Source organism: Acinetobacter sp. UBA991 (genome assembly GCF_002292065.1).
In the GTDB taxonomy this organism is placed as follows: Bacteria; Pseudomonadota; Gammaproteobacteria; order Pseudomonadales; family Moraxellaceae; genus Acinetobacter; species Acinetobacter higginsii.
The window spans coordinates 70452-95315 of record NZ_DBBF01000013.1; the positions used below are offsets into that span (position 1 = coordinate 70452).

At 36.3% G+C, this 24864-nt stretch carries 1 protein-coding gene (cut by a window edge); it reads right to left on the reverse strand.

Annotated elements, in window-relative coordinates:
* On the reverse strand, positions 1 to 24458 hold the 5' portion of the coding sequence (locus B2727_RS05150; RefSeq protein WP_241345364.1) for a tandem-95 repeat protein. It extends 13690 nt beyond the left edge of the window; the window shows 24458 of its 38148 coding nt (coding positions 1-24458); the start codon lies at positions 24456 to 24458; its stop codon lies off the left edge, out of view.
* Between the last annotated feature and the right edge of the window lie 406 nt (positions 24459 to 24864).

Consider the following 24864-nt stretch of genomic DNA (forward strand, 5'->3'; position numbering starts at 1 on the left):
TGGGCCTTCAGAATAATTTGATCAGCTTGCTGTTCTACGCTACCACCTTGTTGTACCTGAACATCAAGCAATTCTGGTGCAAGATTGTTTGCACGTACGACAATACGAATATCCTGTGCTACTACATTCGGTACAGCAACAAAGCCTTCAGGCACGGCATAGCCTAAATCTTTAGGTGGTAAGCCCTGATCAGAAACTTGGACACTTAAATCATATTGGCCAATTTGGCTCGCAGTTGGAGTCCAAACAATTTCAGCATAACCATAAGTGGTACTTTGCAGAAGTTGAGCACCTGCAGGTAGACCCTGCACGATATAATTCAAGGTATCTTGATCTAAATCAATTACTGCGACTGGAATACGAATTTGTTGCCCCACCACAGCGACATTTCGTGTAGGCACACTGAGGCTAGGTGCTTCGCTATAACTTCTTACCGTCACAACAAAACTCTTACGCTCAATCTGAACTTGATTAATATCACCATCACCATTGTCTTTTGCGGTTACGGTAATGGTGTAATCACCACGATGTCCGGCTTGAGGTGCAAAACGAATCACCCCTTTAACATGACTACCAGACTGGACTTGGGTATAGGTTGCAAAGTTTGGTAAGCCTTCAATTTGTAGTTCAATTGGATTACCGTCTTTATCCGTTGCCGAGACAGGAATCTCAATGACAGCACCTTTATCCACAATTACACTTTCAAGTGCACCGATCTCTGGAGTACGGTTTGCATTGAGCACATTAATGCTAAAGGTACGCTCTGTCGACAGTACTTGACCTGTTCCATTGCCATCATCTGTTGCAATGACCTTCACCTTATAAATACCCGCCTGTTGATAGGTCGGATTCCAATAAATTTCCAAGGTTTCAGGATCAAATGTCGCACCTTCAGGTAAACCTGTCACTTGATATGTGACCGAGGCAGGCACATCAGACATCTGAACAGCCTGGCTTTGAGGGTGTGATTTAAACGCGGGTTCAAAGCCAGGGTTATCTGGGTCAAATGCAAAAACACTTAAACGGAGACTTGCCCCCTCCAATACCGTCCATGTCGGGCTAGATTCGAACTGTGGCGCAGCATTGGCATTGTTTACCACCAATGTGAGTGTTTGAGTTACAACAGTACGTACAGGAATGCCCCCATTAGTTGGGGTATAAGTTGCCACTAAACGAATTGGGATCTCATAGTTACCCGCCTGAGCATAACCTGGGGTCCATTCTAACCATCCGGTTTCTTTATTCAGGATAGCGCCACTTGGTAGCCACTCTGCACTATAGCTTAGTTTGATTTCCTGTCCAGAATACTGCATCAGTCCATGAGGTAGATTACCTGCCAGTTGTAAACTAAAACGTTCACCTTCCCGTAATTGCTGTGCTGCCACAGGCAAGAGCACTGGTTTTTCATATCCTTGCTTGACCGTAATATTAAACTGGTAACGACTTTCATGTTTGGCATCTGAAACGACCAACTCAACATTTTCATAATAACCCGCTTGGTCAAACGCAGGTGTCCATGTCAACCTCCCAGTTGCAACGTCGAATTCAGCACCCGCTGGTAAATTACGTACCGCCATGCTCAAACGATCGCTGTCTTCATCCGTAGCTAACAATTGTTGGCTCAGGCTTTGACCTTCTGTTAAAACAATATCTCTGATTGCAGCAATAACAGGGACATGATTTGCCCCATCCACCTGAAGCTTGAGACGTTTAAGCGCAACGCCCCCTCGACTGTCGACAACTTTCAACAAGATCTCACTATCCACTCGATCTTGAGTTGTTGCTGTCCAACGAAGTTGCGCATGTGCTTGATAACCTTGATCAGAAGGTTGTCCCGTTGTGGTTGCATCAATACTGACACCTTGAGGTGCCTCAACAATGCTCCAATAGAACTGATTACCATCTTGATCAATCGCGGTTAAATCTAAAGCCCAGCTTTCATTCACTTTAGCCTTAAGCTTCGTCTCATCAAAGTGAATCACTGGCGGTTGATTATCATAAGGAAGTGCATAAATCTGATGTGCTAAATCAAATTTTAATAAACGTGCAGCATCTTTAGACACGGTTAAGTCTTCTGCTTTCACCACAGAGACCGTAATACCCGTTAAACTTTCACCAGCTTTTAAACTGCCGCCATGGGCTTGTAAATAACCACTAATATCCAATAACCACAATTCACTCTGTAATCCTTGACCTTGTGTTGCCGAAACAATGCCACCATTAAAGTAGTGACCCGGATCAAGCAACAATAATAATGGGCCTTGGATACTATCCTGACCAATATTGGTCAGTTTCACATCATAACTGACCGTACCATTGAGACGATCGGCACGCGTTTTTTCAAATTCAATGTGAACAAATGCGCTGTAATCGGTGACTGTCGTAAATGCTGCGGTATAGACCCCCTCAAGACGAGTCTGTTTCGCACTTTGTAGGTTCGATGAGACCTCAAGTCGCCATTGACCTGCTGCAATATTTGGTAAAGTCAATGTCACGCTGTTGGTTGCTTTATCCCATTGCACTGATTCAGGCAGCAGAACTTGATTGATATTTTTACCAATTCCGACAATACGATAGTTCGCTGGATTCAATACACTCGCAACATCTGTACTATCATTTCCATTGTTGCCCAACCACATCGCCTGATCAAAGCTTAAAGTTGCATGACTCAACGGAAGAGGTAAATATGCTCCATCCTGAATTGAGCTAGCAATCACCGTTGGTGCTTTAATCAGTGCAATCTCGTCAATACGATTGGTTTGTGCCACCAAAATTCGCTGATCATGAGTGATAATAATGGACTCGCCGCGTGAACCACCTTGCGCCAGTTGAATAGCCTGACGTTTGGCTAAGCTGATCATCCAAACAGCAGCATTGTCTTGCTTGAGCAGTGATTTGCTACTACTGGTGAATTGTTGACTGTTATTGGCAGAAGCAAATAATAAGCCTTCAAATGCGGTGTCCTTTTGTCCAAACACCAAACTATCAATTAAACCATTGAGAGTGTATTCAATCTCAGCCCGCCCTTTAGTTTTACCTGTCAGCGGTAGACTAATGATATCGGTCTTACCAATATGAGAAAGAATATTCGAACTTGTCCAACGTACAGCCCATAAGCGGCCATCTGGTGCAAAACTTAAATCAGAGACCAAGGCATTAGAGAAGTGCGTCCATTGCTGTCCTACTGGCGCATGAAGATCAAAAATCTCAATCCCATTTCCAGATGAAACATAGAGTCGATCTGTTTCTGGCTCAACAGCTAAAGCATGGGTTAATGGCTCATTCGCAGGACCTTTAATACGCTCAATAATCTGACCAGTCGAGTAATCCAGTAACCAAAGCTCTTGGCCCGTCAACACCCATAATTGCCCTTTTGAATCGATCGCCATATCCATAATCGGCTGATCAAAGGTATAAAGTGGTTTTTGTTGTGTGCCGCCGTCTGTTGCATAAATAAAGAGTTGATTACGATATTGACCTGCACTCACGAGAATGCGGTGGTCTGGCAGTTCAACCATTGCCATTGCACCGACTTCGCCCTGACTCGCATTAAAACCACTCGCAAAAGCATTGAGACTAAACGGCGATAAAATTGAGTTTAAATCGGTACTTTGATTTTTATCAATTTGACCTGTTAAACCTTTTTGCGCTTCGACAAAAATAGCGTTATTTAAATAACTTCGATCTGGCGTTGCTTGAGGTATTTGTGTTGTTTGTTGCAGAGATTCATTGCTGCCCAATTCTGTCAATAATTGCTGTCTAGAACCATCATCTGGTAAAACTGAGTTGGTTACTTTAGCAACCTCTTGATTTCCTGCAATATCCGTTGCCACTGCCAAGAATTCATATTGAACACCCGCCTTTCCAATAAACAGCAACTCACCTTTTGCTTGCACCAGTTGCTTTTGCCAGATTTTGAAATCACCACCATTTTCAGCAACATAAAGAGTGACATGTTTGATACCACTGCTATCGTCTTGCGCAGACCACTGTACTTGGTAATGAACTTGGTTCGCATCTGTACTTTGCTGTGAAACAACTTGTAGCGTTGTTACAGGGCGTTGATTATCTAAAACATATAATGTGGTTTGGCTATCCACTGGTGGGGTATTATTGAGGTAAATGCGCGCCTTTGTCTCAATCTCTTCATTCGACTTTGCGGTTTCAATCGATTGAATGGTATACCCAACAAAACCTTTACTATTTCCATCTAATTTTAATAAACGGTGTAGATTCTGGGTTGAAAGCTCGCCTGTATTTGGATCAATGGCTTGGATCAACCAAGTAACAACGCGATTTTCTGCATCAATACCTGCACTCACACGCAAGATAAAACCAAGAGTGCCAGTGAAATCAAAATCACTGCTAAAACTGCTCCGATTTTCTGGAACATGAATATTGATATCCCCAATCTTCATATCCGTTAAACGAAGTGTATATGGGTCCAGTTGCTCATCAATTGCTGTCACTAAACGAATTTGATGCAATGATTGTTCAGCTGTATTCTGGAAGCTGATCTTGAATGGTAATGCAGTTTCACTCGGAACATAGCTTTTACCATCGGTATGCGGCATCACGGTTGGGCCTTGTACATGTACAGCATCCGTATTTACAGCCGCCATTTGCTGAAGATATTGCGTTAAGGCAAGTGCCTGCGCCCCAATAGGGTTAAAGTCTTCATCCAACAATCCTAAATGGCGTAAATATTCCAGTTGTGATTTACCACCTGCAAAAATATTAAAATTGATGAAGTGTTTATTATTTTCACTATTTAAAATCAGATCTTCAGGCTTAATATTCTTAGGTACTGGACTTAATACAAAACCACCATCTTCACTTGTACGTGTTTCATAATACTCAATTTGAGCTTTAAGCGCCGCAGGATCACCCGCCCATTTCGAGGTATCACCATACCATTTTTGCATTTGCTCAAAGAATGACAAGACACTTGCTTTGGTTTGATAATTTTCGCCCGCTTTGGCCAACAGAATACCTGTTGCTAAGTTTGCGGTGAGACTAAGAACCTGAACGCTCTCTCGAATCGCGGGTGCCTGATTTTCAGGACGTAATAATCCCCCTTCTTCTAAGGCGGCAAGCCAACCTTGCACCCATTGTGTTTCATCCGCAGCCAATGCTTTCAGACTCACATTGGCAGACGTGTCTTTTAAAATCGCATCACGCATTTTTAATGCATGTTTGATTTGATCCTGAATAAATTCAGCACGTGTAATTGGTGTGGCAGCAGCGGCAATATTAAAGCGGAAATCTAGGGCTAAAAGCTCATTTTTGGTTAAACGCTCTTCTGGATCCAAGAAGCGAGTCGCTAAACCAGCTGCAATTTTATTGAGATCATAGACCCCATTGTTCAGCAAACCTTGTGCTTTCCAATCAGGATGGATCATGTAGAGTTGTTCACGTAACCCTTCAAAATCCATATTGATCCATTCTTTCAGACCCGGATAGGTTTTGATATTGAAAGTAAAGCCAGTGAACCCTGAAGCATTGACGTCAAAAGCATAGCCTGGTGCTAGGTTAATACCTGAGGTATTTAATGTGCCGTCTAAATTCGCCCAAGCAATTTGATTCAGTTTATTTTTATCGGTTGGTGTGGTGCCATATTGTTGGGTATTCGCCTGATCACCAAGGATCGCACCAGAAGGTTGACCACCAACATTTGAACCAAAAATAATGAAAGGCAGATTTAAACCTTCAATTAATGATTCATTATAGCCCATCTCCACCGCACCAATATCCAAACGAACATATGGTGTATCGACGTTGGTGAGACTTTGCAGAGAAACACTATAATTACCCGTTTCACCTGGGGCAATTTGACTCGCGCCACCTAAGCCGATGGTCACATCAGGCTCAATGGCACGCTCTACCAAGTAACGATATGGCTCTACAATTCGATCACCATTCGGATTCGTCACCACAATATCATACAAGCCATGCGGGACTTGACGAAGATCAAATACAGCTCGGATATGTGTAGCATCAAGTACTTGCCAACGCTCTGGTTCTATTTCAAATACACCTGGACGGCTCAGCTTAACTAAAGCACCAGCCGAGAACTGCGCCCCATAAATGTCCATCGTGACCCAGCGATAATCATTCGTCCCGGTTCCACCTTGATCTGGTGTGACTTTCGTAATCGATAAAGGTAGGGTTTCTGCAATAATTTTTGCTGGTGTATTTTTGGCAGAATTGCTTGATTTCACTAGAATATAATAAGTACCCGCTTTCGTCGTTGGTACCAATAATTCTTGGTCAGGTGAATTTGCTAAAGTATAGGCATAATCATATTGCCCCGTACTCGGTACGCCTTCATAACGAATGTATATTTCATTCGAGCCACTAAGTGCACTCGAATCTAAACGTACACGTAAAGTTTCACCTAAACCAACCTCAAGTTTATAGAGATACTGATCACCACTGCTGAGTGTCAAATCTGTATTGGTATTGAGTAATAGTTTAGGTACCGTCACCGTAAATGTTGAGGCTGAAGCAGCTTCATTATTTGCTTCTGCCGGTGCAATATTTAAACCTGTTTCAGTATAAACAATGCTCCCCTCATACACTTCATTATAAATATCGGGACGGACAACAATATACCATTGACCATCTTGAACCGTCGGTAATAGCGCCTCAATGAAACCTGTATATTGTTGCTGCGCTGCCAATCCACCTTGATGAGTGAAACGGCCCAATAAAATATCCTGATTATCCCAAGTATTATTTCGAGATAGATAAACGGCATCAGACCACTGACCATGTGCTTGATAGTCTGCGACATTTTTAACGATATACTCAACGCGAATCTTCTCACCCGTTTTCGTTTGCGCTGGCAATACAATATCGCTGACTTGTAAATCAACAGGGTCAGGTTGAATAATGAGTAATGGCTGTTCAGCAGCAAGAGTGTTATTGAGATCATTTTCAAACTCTAAAACACTGCCTGTTGCTCCATCGCGATAATAAGCAGGATCTGTCACTACAAAGACATAATATGTCCCACTCATCTCAGTTGAAATCTGGGCTTGAATTGAGGCCGAGTACTCAGCATTTGCCGCTAAGCCGCCACTATGATTCACAAAGCCTAAAAGTTTATCTTTATTTAAATCAAGTACTCGGTCAGAAGATAAATAAATCAAGTCTGTCCACGAACCTTGATCTGATGGCGTTTTTCCACCAAGATTTTTTACGATATATGAGATATCGACTTTTTGACCTGAAATCACACTAGTTGGGCTAGTTACAGTACTTACTTGTAAATCTGGTGGACTAACATAGTTAATCGTTAGAGCAATCGATTTTTCGTTATTACCTTCATCCTTAAATTCTAAGACAGCCCCTTGATCATAGAAGGGTATTTTATCAATAACATCTAAACTTTTACGAATACTTGAAGATACAGGTTGATCATAATCTTTAACATAATTAGTATCCGCTTTTATAATAATATTAAAATGACCACCAATTGCTGTTGGCAAGGTAAAGGTCGCTGATTGCGTATAGCTTTGTCCAACTTTTAGGACATCGATTTTCCCCTCGACATTACGAATAAGCGTCTGCTTAATCTTAAATCTGTACTCATATTCACTCCCCCGATCTACAACAGGATAGTCAGACATATCAATCGTCTGATCAATTGATAGATAAATACCATCATACCAACCTGTTACACGAGTATCCCGAGTTCCTTCATTTTTCACTACCCAAGTAACCGTAACCGTTTCACCTGAATTCGGATTGGAGTTTGAAATTTGGATATCCTGAATGACTAAATCTGGCTCGCGGTAAATAATATCTAGAGAAGTCAAAGCTACATTATTTTGTATGAGATTATTTTCAAATACCGCTTTTTGATAAGACTCTAAAGTAGCTTCATTATATTGGCCACTAGTATTATCGGGTAAAAAATATAATCGACCATTGGAGTCCAGCTTAGCGTCACTAAATACATAGATATAATATTGACCATCATAACCAACAGGCACATTGAATTTCCCGGTTGTAGTATAGCTTGCCCCAGCTTTTAAACCCTGTGCGTTGGAGTGAACAACAGAACCTATCACTGTTGCATATTCTGGTCGATATTCAGGATAAGCACTGATGAGGATATAATCAGTCCATAACTGTGTACCTGACCAAACATCTGCCCCTTTATTTTCGACAGTCCAAGAAACATTCACTAACTCACCAGAAAATACTTGCTGATCGACCAGCACGTTGGTTACAGCTAAATCTGATATTGCTGCTGTCACACGTGAAGCGACTGCAGCAATATTGTTTTCTTTAACTTTCTCTTGCTTGACCTTATCGTTTGTGTCTTTCAGTTGCTTACTATTGGTCTGAACAACTAACTGTAAACCTGTCACTGATGGAGCCAATAAAGGAATAACCTGCTCTACAGTGTAAGTTTCGTTGTAACCCAACTTTCTAGTTTGAATAAATTCACCGAGTTTCCAACGAATAGTGGCTTTAGAGAGATCTGCATTATCAGCTAACCAAACTTCATCGGTCCAAGTCCCTTCAAACTCATCGGCACGGTTCTTCACCGTATAGCTAAATTGATAACTTCCCCCAGCAACAGCCTGAACTGGCGCTTGAATATCAACCACAGTAAAGTCTGGTGGTGAGAAACCTAAAATATCAATTGCTCTTGCTTTATAGTTGTTATTATCAACCTGTGTTGGATCATCCAAATTAATATTGGTTGCAAGCGTATCTTCTAAAATAGCATCATAGGTATCACTCCAGACCGTAATATAATACTTACCGGAATATGTCCCTTCAGGTATTGTGACCGTTATTTGCCCTAAATAGTCTTCTCCAACCTCAAGTAACCCGGTATGACGGATATCACCTAATTTTTTATCCCCTTTAGAAGGATCTGGTTGGCGCTTATCAACCGTCAACCAAACGCTATCGATCCAGCTATTGATACTACTTTGATCACCCTGCGTCTTGGCAGAACCTTTATTGCTTACCTTATAATCAACCGTAATTTTACTACCATGACTCGCTTGGTCTGGTGCAATCACATCGCTGGTCACAATATCGGCAAAAGGTGTCGGCTCGACATAGAGCTTTTCTACCCGAATATTATTATTTTCATTCGGATATTCATCGATGCTGTTGCCAGAATCAGATACGACGATAATATAAACATCACCGCGATAACGTAATGGTACGGTAAATTCATCTGTAATGGTGGTGTAGCTTTGAGTTGGGGCTAATGCTGATCCGCTATCATAGCGCCCAATCAACATATCATCAGAACTCAACTTACCATCAAGAGATAAGTAAACAGAGTCCTTCCATTGACTACTGGTGACCAATGGTCCCATATTGCTGACCGTAAATTTGACACTGCCTTTGCCACCAGCAATGATTTTTTCTGGTGCCTCTATCTTCGTAACTCGTAGATCTGGACGAGGATTTAAATCCACCCGTAAGATATCATCAGAAATTAAACGATTATTTAAACGTGCAGCTGCATGTTCATAAATTTGACTGTTCGTGTTTTTACCTAAATCAGCATTGGTCACAACCTCTAAACGCCATGCTCCCTCTAAACGCGAAGGGAGTCCTACTTTTTCTGTTCGAGTATAGGTTTTGCCGATTTCCAAGCCTTGCGTATAACTATAATTTCCTAAATAGATTGGAGATTTACTACCATCTAAAGAAATTAACCGAACACTATCGATCCAGTTGCCTGTCGCATTTTTACCCGATTGGTTACGGACACTCCAACTAAACTCAACTTCCGTCCCCTCATATGCAGTTTCTGGAAGTGTAATATTTTCTACAATCAGATCAGGATATTCTGCCAGTTGGACTTGGGTCGTTAAGCCTAACTTCTGATTATTCTCACCATATATAAACTCAAATACACTATTCCCTGTATTTGTACTCATATTTATATAGTAAGTACCAGACAGTCCATTTGGCAGGGTAATTGCCAAAGAATGTTCATAACTTTGGTTCGCAGCTAAGTAGCCCAAATGTTGAATTGAACCCAGCTCCCAGAGTTGCCCTTTGCCATCAGCCTGGCTGCTTAACCAAATACGGTCAACCCAAGTATCTTTATCTGTAATGCCAATCCCTTGATTGGAAACAGACCATTTTACCGTGGTTGTTGAACCACTGATTAATTGCTGAGTATTGTCAATTGACAAACTATCAACCTGTAAATCAGCGTAAGCCTTTGGCATTACGTCAACGATATGATCAGATTTTGCGGTATTGTTCGCCTCTAAATCATTTTCCCAAACCTGTTTTAAGCTATCTGTTTGAACAAAGATATAACCATGTTTAGTAAAGTTTGGACCAAATCGATATTGAACAGATGAAGTATAACTTGCGTCTTTTTCTAGCGCCCCATCATGGATAACTTTAGCTAAAACAATATCATCTGAATTACCTAGGATATCATCACTAGAATAAATCACCGTGTCTGTCCACGTTGTATTGAGCCCAGCACCAGTGCCAATATTCGATACAGTCCATTCCACTTTCAAGGTTGCAGGATCAGCAATTGTTTGAGTTGGTACACTGATGTTTGTAACAACTAAATCAGCATATTCTGCCTTCGCAATTTCAAGGCTTTGTGAATATTGATTATTATCTTCCGCATTATATTCAGCATTTTTATTACTTGCATCAGTAACAATAATAAGACGCCAATGCCCAGATAAATTCTGTGGGATTTTATAATTCAGTACAGATGAAATAGATGATGAGCTGCCGATTTCGGTATGGAGTACTTCACCAATTTTAATGTCACTACCATCAATTGCATCATCAAGTGATAGGTAAACAATATCCTTCACCTGAGCAGCTTTTGCACTCCCTTGATTGTAGGTTGTCCATGAGATATCAATATTCTGGCCACCTAGCAGAACTCCTGTCGTTTTCAAATTACCAACGACAAGATCAGGGCTCACCATTTCAATTACAGTATTTGCTGTATGGCTAACGGCATCTAACTCACGCACGTAATTATGAACATCAGAAGTCACCTCTAGCTTCCATTGTCCTAAGGCAATATTTGGTACGTTAACCCACACTTCCTGAACAAATTTTTCCCCTTTTGCAATATCACGATTAAAAGAGGTAGGAGAGATTGATAAATTATATATCTGGCTAGGGTTATTGCTATTAATCAATCGAACACGGTCATAGACTAAACCGGTAAAATCTGCTGTTCCCGTATTATTTAAGGTATATGTGAGCTTTACTTGGTTACCTGATTGCCATTGCGATTGAACCAGAAGATCAGAAATTTGAAGATCGGGTAATTTTTCCCCCTCTAAAACAATCGGCTGAGAAACAACAATATTATTTTGCGTATGCTCCGGCTCATAAGCAGCACCATAACTATCTGTTTTAACAAACAAATAATACTGTCCAAGGCTTCGATTTAATGAAAAATCAAGATAGGCCTGATAAGACTCTCCAACCGTCAAAGCACCCGTACGCGTCACAGAACCTAATACCGTTGCACTTGAGTCCAATGTTGGCTTGGTTGAAATATAAACTGTATCGACCCAACGATTAATATCTGTTGTCAAATTACCATTATTAGAGACTTTCCAACTCACACGCCCTAATTCATTACGACCTAATACTGTCGGGAGTTGAACAATTTCAGGACTCAGATCAGCATATGTTTTTATAATATTAAACTGGGCAGAAATGACCTGATTATTTGCTCTGGTATCTGGTTCTTTGATGTTTTGATTAACATCAGTCACTACAGCAATATAGTAACTGCCTTGCAGACGAGGTGGAATTGTAAGCGAGATGTCCTGTTGATAGCTTTCGCCAACAGCCAGATTTTTGACGCGATTATAGTTTGCTAAAATAATATCATCGGCATTCCCAATAATCGCATCCCGGCTTAAAATAATACGATCAACCCATTGACCTTCAGCGGCTTCATCACCACTGTTTGTCACAGTCCATTGAATTTTAGCTGTATTTCCTGCACCCACATTTGTTGGAACAATAACTTGAGAGACCCTAATATCTGCATAGGTTTGCGCTGTAGAACTAAATGTTGCAGCCAAACTATTATTTGCTTCAGCATTACCTAAAGAATTGACTTCGTAGACAATACCCTGCCCAGCAATATTACTATCTGCAGTAACTTCAATAATAAATTGGCCAATACCATCTACACCTTCAGGCATCGTGAAGCTGAAACTACGATTACGTATCTCACCAGCCATGATCGGCAAAGCATCCTGCCCATTAAATGCAACGGCAAAATTTAATATCACTTTACCAGCACTACCATCTGGATTTTTTGCACGGACAGTCAGTCGATCTTGATAATTTGTAGGCGTTGCCACACTTCCTTGGTTAACATCTTGCCATACAACGGTGACAAGATCTCCAGCCTGAATTCTTGATTGCAAAAATCGTAAATTTTTAACCACTAAATCTGGTCCAGCAATCACTTCAATCCGAGCTTCGTTATCATTCTCTAATGAACCATCTTGTTGGCTAAATTCAGGAATCGTATTTAAAGCATCGACTTTAACTTTTATTAAGAACTGTCCAATCGCATAAATATCCGATGGCCAAACAAAATTGAATTGACGCTTGATATCACTATTCTGAGCTAAACTTTGCGCTGACATTAAAATATCTTGGGCTACAACAACTGAGCCAGTCGTAATATTAATAATTTCAATTCTTTCTATCCATGAACCAAATGCAGGAGCCAGGCCAGAGTTTTTAACATCCCAATTTAAGGTAACGGAGTCACCAGACTGCCAATTATGTGCAGGTGTCAATTTAATGTGATCTACCGATAAATTAGGATAATTTCTAAACTCACTACTAAACGATATGACAGCTTGGTTGTTTTTCCGCGATTCAGATGTTTCCTTTTGCTGATTATAGAAGTCAGCTTCAACAATAACTTCAAAATCACCAACACCAAGGCGGCCCTCTGGTAACTTAATAAGTACAGTACGATGAATAGATTGATTAATTAAAAGGGCACCAGAACTCTGTTCAGAATATAAAACTAAGCTCTCAGCGATAATTTCCCCTGTACTTTTATTTTTTATCAAAACTCGATCCGTAAAATCTCCAAAAGAATTATTGTTTCCGATATTTGTTGCAGTCCAGCTTATCTCCAGCTGACTGCCTGATTTGATCATATCACCATCCGTACTACGTACTTTTAGCTCGTTTATCGATAGATCAACTCGTGAAGCATTGTTTTCTAAATCAATGACGACTGGATTAGAGGCTGCATGAACATATACCGCCATACGGAATGGTAGTTCAATATCATCACGATTGAGTTCATCAAATAGAATCGTATACACACCTGAAACGGTGACAACAAACTCTGAGCCCAGATTATTGATATCATTTCTTGAAATGACTTGCTGGCGACCATATGGATCTATCACGATCAACTGGGTGGTATAGTTTTGTTTCCATTGTCCATTGTAATAGTTATAACTTTGTGCAATTAACTCATCAAAATCGATAAATATACGATCTCCAGCATTTGCTGTAATCTGATATGCAGATAGCTCACCTTCAGGTTTAAGACGGTCTTCAACAATTTGTCCACTGCTAAGTTGTTGTGCCTGAGTTAAATCTAAAAGTTTAAAACCATAGACCTGTTGACTAAATGAAGCAGTTTGAACTTTAACCCTATAAGTACCTGCATTTAATGATAATAATCTGCTATTGATCAGATTATTTGAATAATCAGAAAAAACTGTATTCCCCGAACGATCAATAATCGTAAATAAAAGGTTTGAATCTGTCGCAGTTAAGAGATCAAAGAGTATTGTTGATTTTTTATCTATTTTTAGATCATAGATAACTTCTTGGCTGGCTGCATTTAAAATTCCAGATTTTTTATCATTTAAATGTAGCTGAGGAATATTTATTAAATCTATACTATCCACTTGGAAAGAAGCTGAACCAGAGTATTGATTATATTCTGAACTATATCCATTCGATGTATCATCAAAAACAATATAATAATATCCACTATGTTTCAGATTAATCAATGAACCATCTTGTGATGAACTCAAATTATTTTCAGTAACAGCTTGACCAAATTCATTCACAATCCTATAAGGAGGAACAGTACCTGATACTTGTCCTAGACTGTTGAACTGTATGGTTTGACCAGTTTCTGCATAAAACTTGTATACACGATTGGCAATTGCATTTTTTGAATAGTTTAAAGTTACAGATTGACCTTGCTGAATCACTGTCGCCTGAGCAGACAAGTTCATCCATTTAAATTGGAAATTTTCTGCATACGATGCATTATTAACGATGTATTTATATACACCAGCTTTTAAATAATAAGCAACGTTAAAACCAGTCCCAACAACTCTAGATTGCGCATCCAAAACAGAAACACTGTAACTATAAGAAGAATTATAAGTCGACTGGATACGATCTAAATAATATAAACCATCAGACTTTACTTCAAAATAAAATTCCTGAGATGAACCTGTATTGATAATACCAGACCAATTTTCTGTAGAGGTCATACTTTCTGGTATATTAATTTCTTCAGAGAATTGTGTGATTGGACGAATCAATCCTGACTGACGGCTTAAAATAACAGTATTATTTCCTGTATAGGCATCCTTAACATTCTCACCCGTTAACGGGTTATAGCTATTATTTAGATTACCACTTAATCCAATATAATAAACACCTGTTGTAATCGCTGTATAATAATATCCATCTCCACCATACGAAGTAGAATAAACTGCATTACCAGCAGAATCAAAAATTCGTGTTAGGAAGTTACTATTGGTGTATGAGGAGATATTCAAATATTCTCCAGCAACCAACATAATTTGATATAAGTCAACGTCTTTAGTGGCATTAGTACCATCGCCAATAGTAGTCGTAATTTTAAACTGCGTATCCGTTTTAAAACTCAACTCTTTAGCTGTAGCAAACGTATTGCCAACATCCGTGCTTTCAGTCAGATTTCCTTTGCTGCGGTTCAGTGTAATATGCTGTGTACCAGCGGTGCTATTTTTAAGTTCAAGATAATAAATACCTGTTAAAGTTGCATTATACTGTATGGGACCTGCTGCTCCTTTAACGACTTCGTTTCCAGATGAATCTAGCAGACGGATTTGTCCTGCTTGACCCTCAGAAAGTATGGCATTAAAGCTATCTCCCTGATTTAGTATAAATCTGTAGAGATAACGCTGATTGGTCACTGGTTGGAGCTGGTTTATTTCAGTTTGACCATTTTTCAGGAACAATTCTTGAGCAGTATTGAGGGTTTGGCCTACATTGCTATATGCACCTATGTGATCAATACGAGCATCAAATTGTAATGTCGCTGCCTGATCACTGTTGGAGTTTACACTGAGTGTGTAATGTCCAGCTGCAAGATAAATTCTTGCAAGCCCATTCGCAAATGTTAAGTTGTTATGACTAAAAATCTGACTATTATTTTGATTCCGTAAAGCCAGTGTAATACCCATGTCGCTAGAAGCAATGTTCTCTAGAACCAACCACCCCTCGCTTGCCATACTGAAAGTATATTCAGCCCGATCAGCAAGTTTTGACATAGATACATTTGCCGTTTGACCCAATGGTAATACAGATACAGTATTTAACACAGATACAACTTGTACGTTGAAAGCATTAACCGCACTTCCACTTCCACTTGCTCTTCTAATGATCAAATAAGCTTGATCGTTAGGTGCTATAAATGTATTACTGTTATTATAATCATTGCCTGAAATTAAAATCCGCCCATACGCATCTACAATCTGATACCAAAGCCCTGTACTGGTTGTAAAATCTAAACTATATTTTTGGTTTGGCTCTGTATTCAATTCAATGAAGGCCAAATTCTCACCAACTTTTAATTCAGATCTAATATTTTCAACATGATTCACTACTGATGACTTTGCAATATAGTCAACTAACTTAAATGAATAAGTAGGTGTATCAGATCTATTACCACTAAATACAAAACGATAATTCCCTGCCGTTAAATATTGTATAGAATAGTTATTTGTATCAATTACTGTCCCATCTTCACGAATAATACTAAAATTAGTATTTCCTAATACAGCATCTACAATAAAAGCAGTCGCTTTATCCAATTTCAGTGTGTATGTATGCACATCACCTGCTTTGGCAATTTGACTAGAAACCTGATCACCAATCTTAAGCGTTTGTTTAACTTCAATAGGTTTAGTGACTAAGATGGACGTTGCTCTAGCCGAATTGTATGAATACCCCCAAATCAACAAAGTATATTGACCTGATTGTATTAAATTATATTTAATCGAATTATCTTGACTACCAGATTGAGAAGAGGAAATAACTCTTTTTCCAGATGGGTCATATAACTCCCAAAGAACATCATGGTAATTTGAGCCAGTATTTCTTAAATCAATGAGCCAAGTTTCACCTGCTTGTCCATCCAAATTTTGTATATTTGCTTTTTGACCATTCGCTGAATTCACTGTAATTTTTTGATTCAGTTGAAGTTCATTGTTATTTGGCTTTAGTAAATCTAAAAACTGTAGATAGTACCCACTAGCACTTGATGAAGTATTAGAGAGTGTAATTTCATATTCACCAGACTCTAAAGAAAAATAGCCTCCTCCATTTAATGGAGTTTCATAAACATTCCCAGCCCCATCTTTTTTCTTAATTGAAAAAACAATATTCGAATTATTCCCATTAACTTTGTACAAAGATTGATTTTCAACTTTTATCTTATACTTTTGCTGACTATTATAAGTATTTAAAATCCCACTAACAAAATCACTTTCAGCAAGATTTAAATATTTAGCTTTATCTGTCAAAGTAAAACTTATACTTCCACTATAATCTGAATAAGAAGTAGGTCGAATCAAATAATTACCTGTTTGGTTAACTTCAAAACCAACATCATAATTATAATAACTTGGCTCAATTGTTTTTATATAATTACCTTGTAAATCATATATAACAAATCCCCCATGCTGATAATTATTTCTACTCAAATCATAAAGCCGATCTTCACTCAAATAAATTTTCAAAAACTTGTCTGGTATTCCTTGATTATATGAAATCTGTGTCAATATATTTAAATTCAAGTCAATCGATTTGTTCACGGCAACCGTCTTAAAGCTAAATGGGTTGGCACGATCATTTGGTTGACTATCATTCACTACAGTTAAATAGTATGTATCTGCAATGAGAAGGTAATTATTATTATTAAGAATAACTTCTAAGCCTTTACTATTTACTAGCTTATAATTATTACTTGAACTATTTAATGAGAGCTGTTCCAACTTCAGTGTAGTCATCTCATTGATTGTAAAAGTATAGCTTTTCTGCTGCTCAAGTCCCAAAAACTGGTCATTTACAGTTTTATTAAGCTCAATTACCTGTGGTTGTGAGCTTTTCTTCTTAAGCAAACTAAGCTGATATTCAATTTGAGCATTACTAGAATTTTCAATCAATAAAATATATCGATTATTAGAACCTTGTGTAATTAAAGCTTGATATAGCGTTGAAAGGGTTCCATTCGACAGCTTCTTTCCATCCTGACTATAAAGCGTGTAGCGTAAAGCTGATAAATTTTGTCCATTCGTAATGACATGATGTAACCAATATTCAGTATCATTCTGATTGTTTAACGCTAAGTTAAAAAATTGATAACCCCCTTTAGCCGCTAAAGTTACAAGTGCACTTTCATCAGTTACGATAGTGGCAAGTTTTGACTGATTTTGAACGACAAACTCTAAATTTTTTCCAAATATTTTATTTTTGAATTCAAGCTTATACTGACCTGCTCTCAACCAGAATGCTTCTAAAGACTGCCCTGTTAAACTATTTAGCGTTCTCGGACTACCCTCAAAAATAAAACCATCTGAACCTGTTATTTTTATGTACTGATAAGCCAACTGTTTGAAATCAAAGCGGATAAAACCATCTTCTGTAGTTGAAAACTCATATGTTAGCTGGTCACTTATCGCATTCCCAGCAATTGAAACAAATTGGTCTAATTGAATCATTTCAACATCAGCAACTTGTTCTATATGCTCTTCTTTGGTAACTACAAATTCAATATTCTCTTGAACTTCAGAACCAATATTTTTTACTGAAATATAAAAGTAAGGTTGCGTATTTAATAATTTAATAATTTCGTTTTCATTAACATAATCTAGGAAAAGTCGTTCACCATTTTGCGTCCAGAAATTAAACTCAAGACCAAGATTCTCAGAAATTAAGCTTAACCAGAATTGATTATAGCTTTCAGTATAAACTGCAAAGTAGTCCTGATATACACGGAATAACCTAACCTCACCAGCAGCTAATTGGTCAATGACAGTATGCGTATTGGTTAATACATTCACAGCTTGTGCTGCCGGAATAATATTAAATGCAACATGCATCGCTTGTGATGGTCGTAATACGAGTTTATAGGTTCCCGCTGATAAATGGAAAGCTAGCACAGCATTATTACTGTTAAACTCCTCACTACGTGAAAGTACAGACTCTCTATTAGGGAAACCATTTTGTTGGCCAAGACCGATTAAATCCCATTGCAAATTTTCATCGATTGGCAATTCAAAGAAATACGTTCCTGACTTTTCTATATTTAAAATAATATTTTGCCCTTGATAATCATTTAACAAATCAAGTTCATAAGCAGTATTTTCATTTGCATTGACTGACAAATGAATCTGCTTTGGTTGCTTCACAATATTGAATAAAATTTCTGTCTGATTATTATTTTCAATAACTAGCCAATAATTTTTACCAAATTCATTTAATGGAAGCCTCCACATAGCATAGTAATTTTCATAGACAAGCTCTCTACCATATTCATCGAATAATTTAAAAGTAAAATTACTAACTTCGCTACCATTTAGCTCTGGAATATCAATAAAATAATTAAAATCTGGATCAACAAGAAACTCATAAACTTGTGTATGTTCGCTTACTGCTATATTTTGGTTTTCTATAGATATTTTTTTCGGCGCTTCAACATCCGAAATATTAACTGTTAAATTACGGCCACCTCCTAAATCAGTCGGACTACTTTCCATAGCAAAATTTGGCACATAATTGTAATAAAACTGAATAACATAATTACCACTTTCTAATTTATAAAAATCCATATCAGTATATAAAGAGCGGCTTACAGGCAACCAACTTCCATTTACAACTTGATAAATATTAGCAGCATAATTATTTAAACCATTGTAATTCAGGCCATACCAACCAGAATTTTCGACATTAAACTTAAAAGTAAAAAATTGTTGACTATCATGTATATTAAAAACATTATCAACATTTAGACTGATTTTCTTGGTTTTATCTTCAACAATAAAGTTAAAATTTGTGATACTTTCAGTTGAAATATTTGTAATTGTTAAATATATAATCGTTTTTTGTTTTTTAGCATCTCCATAAATTTCAAAAATATTTACAGAATCACCAAAGTAATCAATAAATGAACCATCTTCCATCCACAAACTTACTTTTAAGTCATTATATTGACTCAAATTTCTAAAAAACAATTCATCTGTTTGATCTAGTGTAAGTTTATAGAATATTGTTCCACCCGCAGCCAATGAATCAACAACTGTTTCTTCTTGTTTATTAATTTCACTTTCAATTTTTAAAACTGGTAATATCTTAAATTCATAGCCAATTTCAACCAATTCCGGATTTACAATAATAAGATTATATATACCTTTCTTAAGGTAAACTTGGTTCACTAAATCATTATTTGTAATAAGAGATGCACCGACTATCCCCCAATATAATCTTCCGTCATCCTTAAGATTGGTAATAAAATACATTCCATCCTGTTCAACATTTAAGGATATTTTTTCAAAATTCTCAGTAGTACTACTCACACCTGAAATAACCAGTTCTGATTCTCCAACTGAAGTCGAAGAAACCACTGGGATTTCTGGTAAAGTACTATCAACCTCCTCAAGAAGAATAGAAATTTTTTGCTGCTCACTCCATAAAACCAAAATATAATTTTTATAATCGTAATATCGATTGAATTCAGCAATATTCTCTATTTTTTCACCAAGACCGAGCTGACCATCAAACACTTGAATTCCACTGCTTGTATACAATGTATATTGAATATTCCCCCCCTCTATTAGGCTTAAGTTATAATTCTTAAAATCATCAACACTAAATGTATAAATTTTATATGCATCTGTATTTGAAAAATCAAGCACAACATTACTATTTAATTCTATTTTTTCAATATTTTCATTGGTAATAATAGAAAATTTAAACCAATTTACTTCACCTTCAAATTCAATTTTATTTAACAATCTAGGTTCAGGTTTATTAAATTTAAGAGCATAAGCTCCACGCTCCAACCACAATGTTTTTAAACCAAATCCATCATTATAATTAAAGTATTCAGCATAGCCATCAAATATAGACCTAGATCCTTCACTTAGACTAAAACCCTCAAAGTCACTCGAACTAAATCTAAAAGTAACCCAGCCAGATTCAATTACTTGAAATCCAAAATTAGATTTATCTAAAATATCATCATATTCAAACTGCAAATTCTCATTTAAACCTATAGTTCTATTTTTATTTTTTGTCTCAAAAATTATATTTGTTTTTTCCTCAGAAGAGTTATTATTAACAACCGCATAAACATAATTAAAATCCGAATCCAAGCTAAATATTTCATTCGGATTTAACCCACTATTTATCAAAGCTCCATCTTCACCAAAAATAGTCAAATTCAAATCAGGTGTTTCTTGTTTTAACTTAAAAAGAAAGTCTTTATAAAAATTATCCGAGATTTTAAACCACCCACCACTATTAGCCTTAACACTAGGTATAACTAGCTCGCCATTAAATAAACCAAGCTCTAAAATATCTTTTTTCTGTTTTATTTCAATTTCAATTCTTGCATCACTATTAGATAATCCGTTAAGAATTAATCTATAAACCCCTTTACCTAAATAAAATGATCTAGCTTCATTAAATGCGTTCCCTTCCATTTCAGACAAACGGCTTGGCATAGTAGGATTAGGCACAAACTCATTTCCACCATTACTATCAATAAGCGTCCAATGTCCACCATTAAAAATCGAGGCATTAAAGAAATATAAACCAGCCTCATCAACAACCACTTCAACTTCTTTGTATTGATAAGAATGATCAAACCTATAATTAAAACTATTATCCTCACTTAGATTCAATGTTTTCTTACTTGAATTTAGAATAAAATTTAAATTCAAATCCACTTCGTTATTAGCTTCAATTATTAAAATATAATCATCAATCAATTCTTTTCTAAAAAGATCAACTTTATTTGTCTCCCCACCACCACGAACAATTTCAATCCCATCTAAACTTAATATTTTAAAATTAAAATTCCGAGAACCACCATCAAACTTCAATGAATAATCATAAACATCACTCATATTAAAATGATAAACTTGAAAAGAATTATCTACATTTAGGCTTAGATTTTTTAATACATTTTGATCCAAAAGTGGATATTGATTTATATCATTAATTTTAAAATTAAATGGTGTATTTTCAAGCTTATTATTAAACTCTATAAAGTATTGACCTGAAACAAGCCATTTAGCTTGTATTTTGTCAGTATCACCAGAAAAGCCAGAGAAAATTTCACCTTCTGGCCCAACTACTCTTACTGTTTCATAAATGTTGTTAATAAATTCAAAAGTAACTAGACCATCATGTTCAGCATTAAAGCTATATCTGATGTCTCGTGGAAGTTGCTCAGCTGTCTCTAAGATTCCTTGATTTAAATAAATTGGTTTGACAACAACAATGGGCTGAGTATGCTCTGTTCTTACATATTTAAATTTTATATCATGAAGTGTATCGCTTACACTATTATTTACTATTGATATATAAAGACTACTTTGCTTGTAATCTTGATATAAATTTAGATCATTACTTACATCACTAACAATAAGTTTCCCATATTGATCCCAAATAGAAATTTTTAGACTCGGATTATTTTTATCTACATTAAATAGATACTCATCTAAATACTTTGATTCGATCTTATAGAGAACCGTTTCATTTGGTTCCAATTCATTTATTAGTATTTCTGAGCCCGAGTCCAGATTTAAGACTGTATCTGTTGAAATAAAATCTAAATTAAATTTACCAATAGCATCATAATTTTCAACCGTGAGTTGATATATGCCTTCTGCCAAATAGATTGGTTTTAAAGCTCCTACATTTTCAGCTCCATTAATATTAGATTCTATCGTTTCAATTCCGATACCCTTAAGCGTCCAAGAAAAATCTCCAGAATTCATACCTGCTTTTATAAAATATGTACCCGCTTTTTTGACATTCAAATTAATATCATATTTTTTTAAGATACTGTTAAAATTATATTCTTGCTCAACTGTTCCTAAAACATCAATTTCTTGCTTCACTGTTTTAGTAAGTCCAACACTATATGAATTCGTATTTTTTTTAGTTTCTGGCGTGCTTACCCAGAGAAGATATTCTTGTTCCTTATTTATTCTCTGTTTTATAAGTCCTAACTGAGTGACATTTTCTTCTAATATTAAATTACCTTGATTATCAACCAAATATACTTTTGGTAAAGGCATCGTTTTTTTAAGATCAATATATACGTCTATTACTCCTTTACTCCCTCCTGTCCCAGCACTATTTTCCACCAATGGATTATAATTACGATTACTATATGAACCAAAAGCTAAGTAATAATCTCCTTTCGTGTTAAAAGCATATGTCAATGGAGAATCATCTGTTAATTTTAATAAATTTCCATTTTTATCGAATATCTTTAGATAACCATCTATAGCAGGTCCATTCGGTGTCGAAATACTGATTTGATCACCTGAATTTACGTTTATTTTAAAGAAATCAACATCTGCATAACTTGTATTGTTATTTCCAACTTCAACTCTTAAACTATTATAGGCTTGAAGTTTTATTTCTTTTGCAGTTGCTATCGATCCGCCCGCATCACCAACTTCTTTAATATTATTTAAATATGGTACATATGAAAAAATAATATTGTCTTTTTTATCTTTTAAATTTTCAGCCTCTTCAAAATATAAATAATTATCATTTCCAGAATAACTTACACCTAAATAGTAATATCCAGATTTTTCTGAAACATATTGAAAATTATTTCCATTTGATTTAGCTACTTCAACACCATTTTCATCAAATATTCTTAACAAGGATAAATTGTTTTTTTTCTCAACATTAACAACATCATCTTTCGTTAGATATACTTTATAATACTGCACCCCAGTGTTTGAAAAAAATACCTCCTTTGAGATTACTCCTTCTCTTTTTAATTCAACGTTTTCAACTAAATTATTAAATATCAAGGCTAAGCTATCATTGTCCTTATTTTTTATCTTGATAAATTTCGAACTGTCTATGCCTACGGTTAGATTAGGATTATTTTCATCTATATTCCCTTCTAAAACTGAGCTACCTTTCAACTCAAAAGTAATCTCACCCTGAATATTCGCTAGACTATTAAATACTAAATTATAGCTTCCTGCTTTCAAAAATTTAAGGGCTGCTTCAGCATTTTCAGTTTGTTTATTCGAAAAAACTATCTGTCCAGTATTATCTTCAATCAACCATTCTATATCTGAAATTCCTTGGCTAAGCTGATCATAGGCAATCCATTGATCTTGATTTAAATCAAATGTATATTTTTTAGACTCATACGGTTTATTAAATATAACCTTTTGCTTTTCATTTAGTTTTAAAACATCTATTGAGTCTTTGGTTGAATACAGCGTAAAAGAGCTATTTACATTATTTTTCGAATTATTTCCTTCTACTGATAACCAGTATGTACCCGATTGAGTTGCTTCAAAACCTTTGGATAGATTTGATTTATCAATAATTAGCTTGGCATTTGAATCAAACATACTCCAAGTCACGGCTGATGTTTGACTATCAAAATAAAGACGATCCCCCTGATCAAGTTGTACTTTATATAGTACGGCTTGAGTCGATGGTGTAAGTTTTAGGTCAGTAGCTTCATTCAAGTTCAGGTTAAGCGCAGCACTCTCACCAAAAATCCTAAAAGAATAATTACCAGTCTTATCATCTTCACCATCGACAGTTAATTGATAGGTATCTGGTAAAAGTTCAAGAAATTTATGTGCATCAGCTTCTAAAGAAATTGGTGATAAATTTAACCCTTTCTCTTTAGCTTTTAACGACCAATTAAATTTTTCTCCATTGACCCCATCAAAGAAAAATTTAGTTTTCTCTGTGACAACAAATTCATATTGTTTTTGTTCACCAGGTTTTTCAATATGTCCAGATATTTCATGCACACCAGGCATCAAATCTGCTGACAGTAAAAGCTTTGGTTCAAGTTGCTCAACTGTCCACATTTGCTCTTGTGTATTTGCATTGAACTCTTTATTACTCATGACATTACCCCGAATTGTTGTTAATTTGTGTGTTTTTGTTAAATAGATAAAATTTCTTCGATATTAGTGCTTGTTGAGTGTGGTAGCAATTTATTTTTTCTATTTATTATTCATAATTTCGATTATTAATTTATTGAATTAAAAGATATTTGTTTTATTTAGATAAGCTTAACTTTACAGATATATTCTTTAATAAGATTAACTTTTTTAAATGTATTCGCTTAATTACTTTTCAAAATCTATATAGATTTTTATTTAATCCAAAATTTCAATTTAGTTTTTGAATTTTCGTAAATTCAACTTATCTCTCCTAATAACAAAAACGATATTTCTTATTTTAGACCAAGTCTAACTAGGGAATCCTACTTAACATAGCTAGCTTGTGATGCACTAATAGCATTTAAAG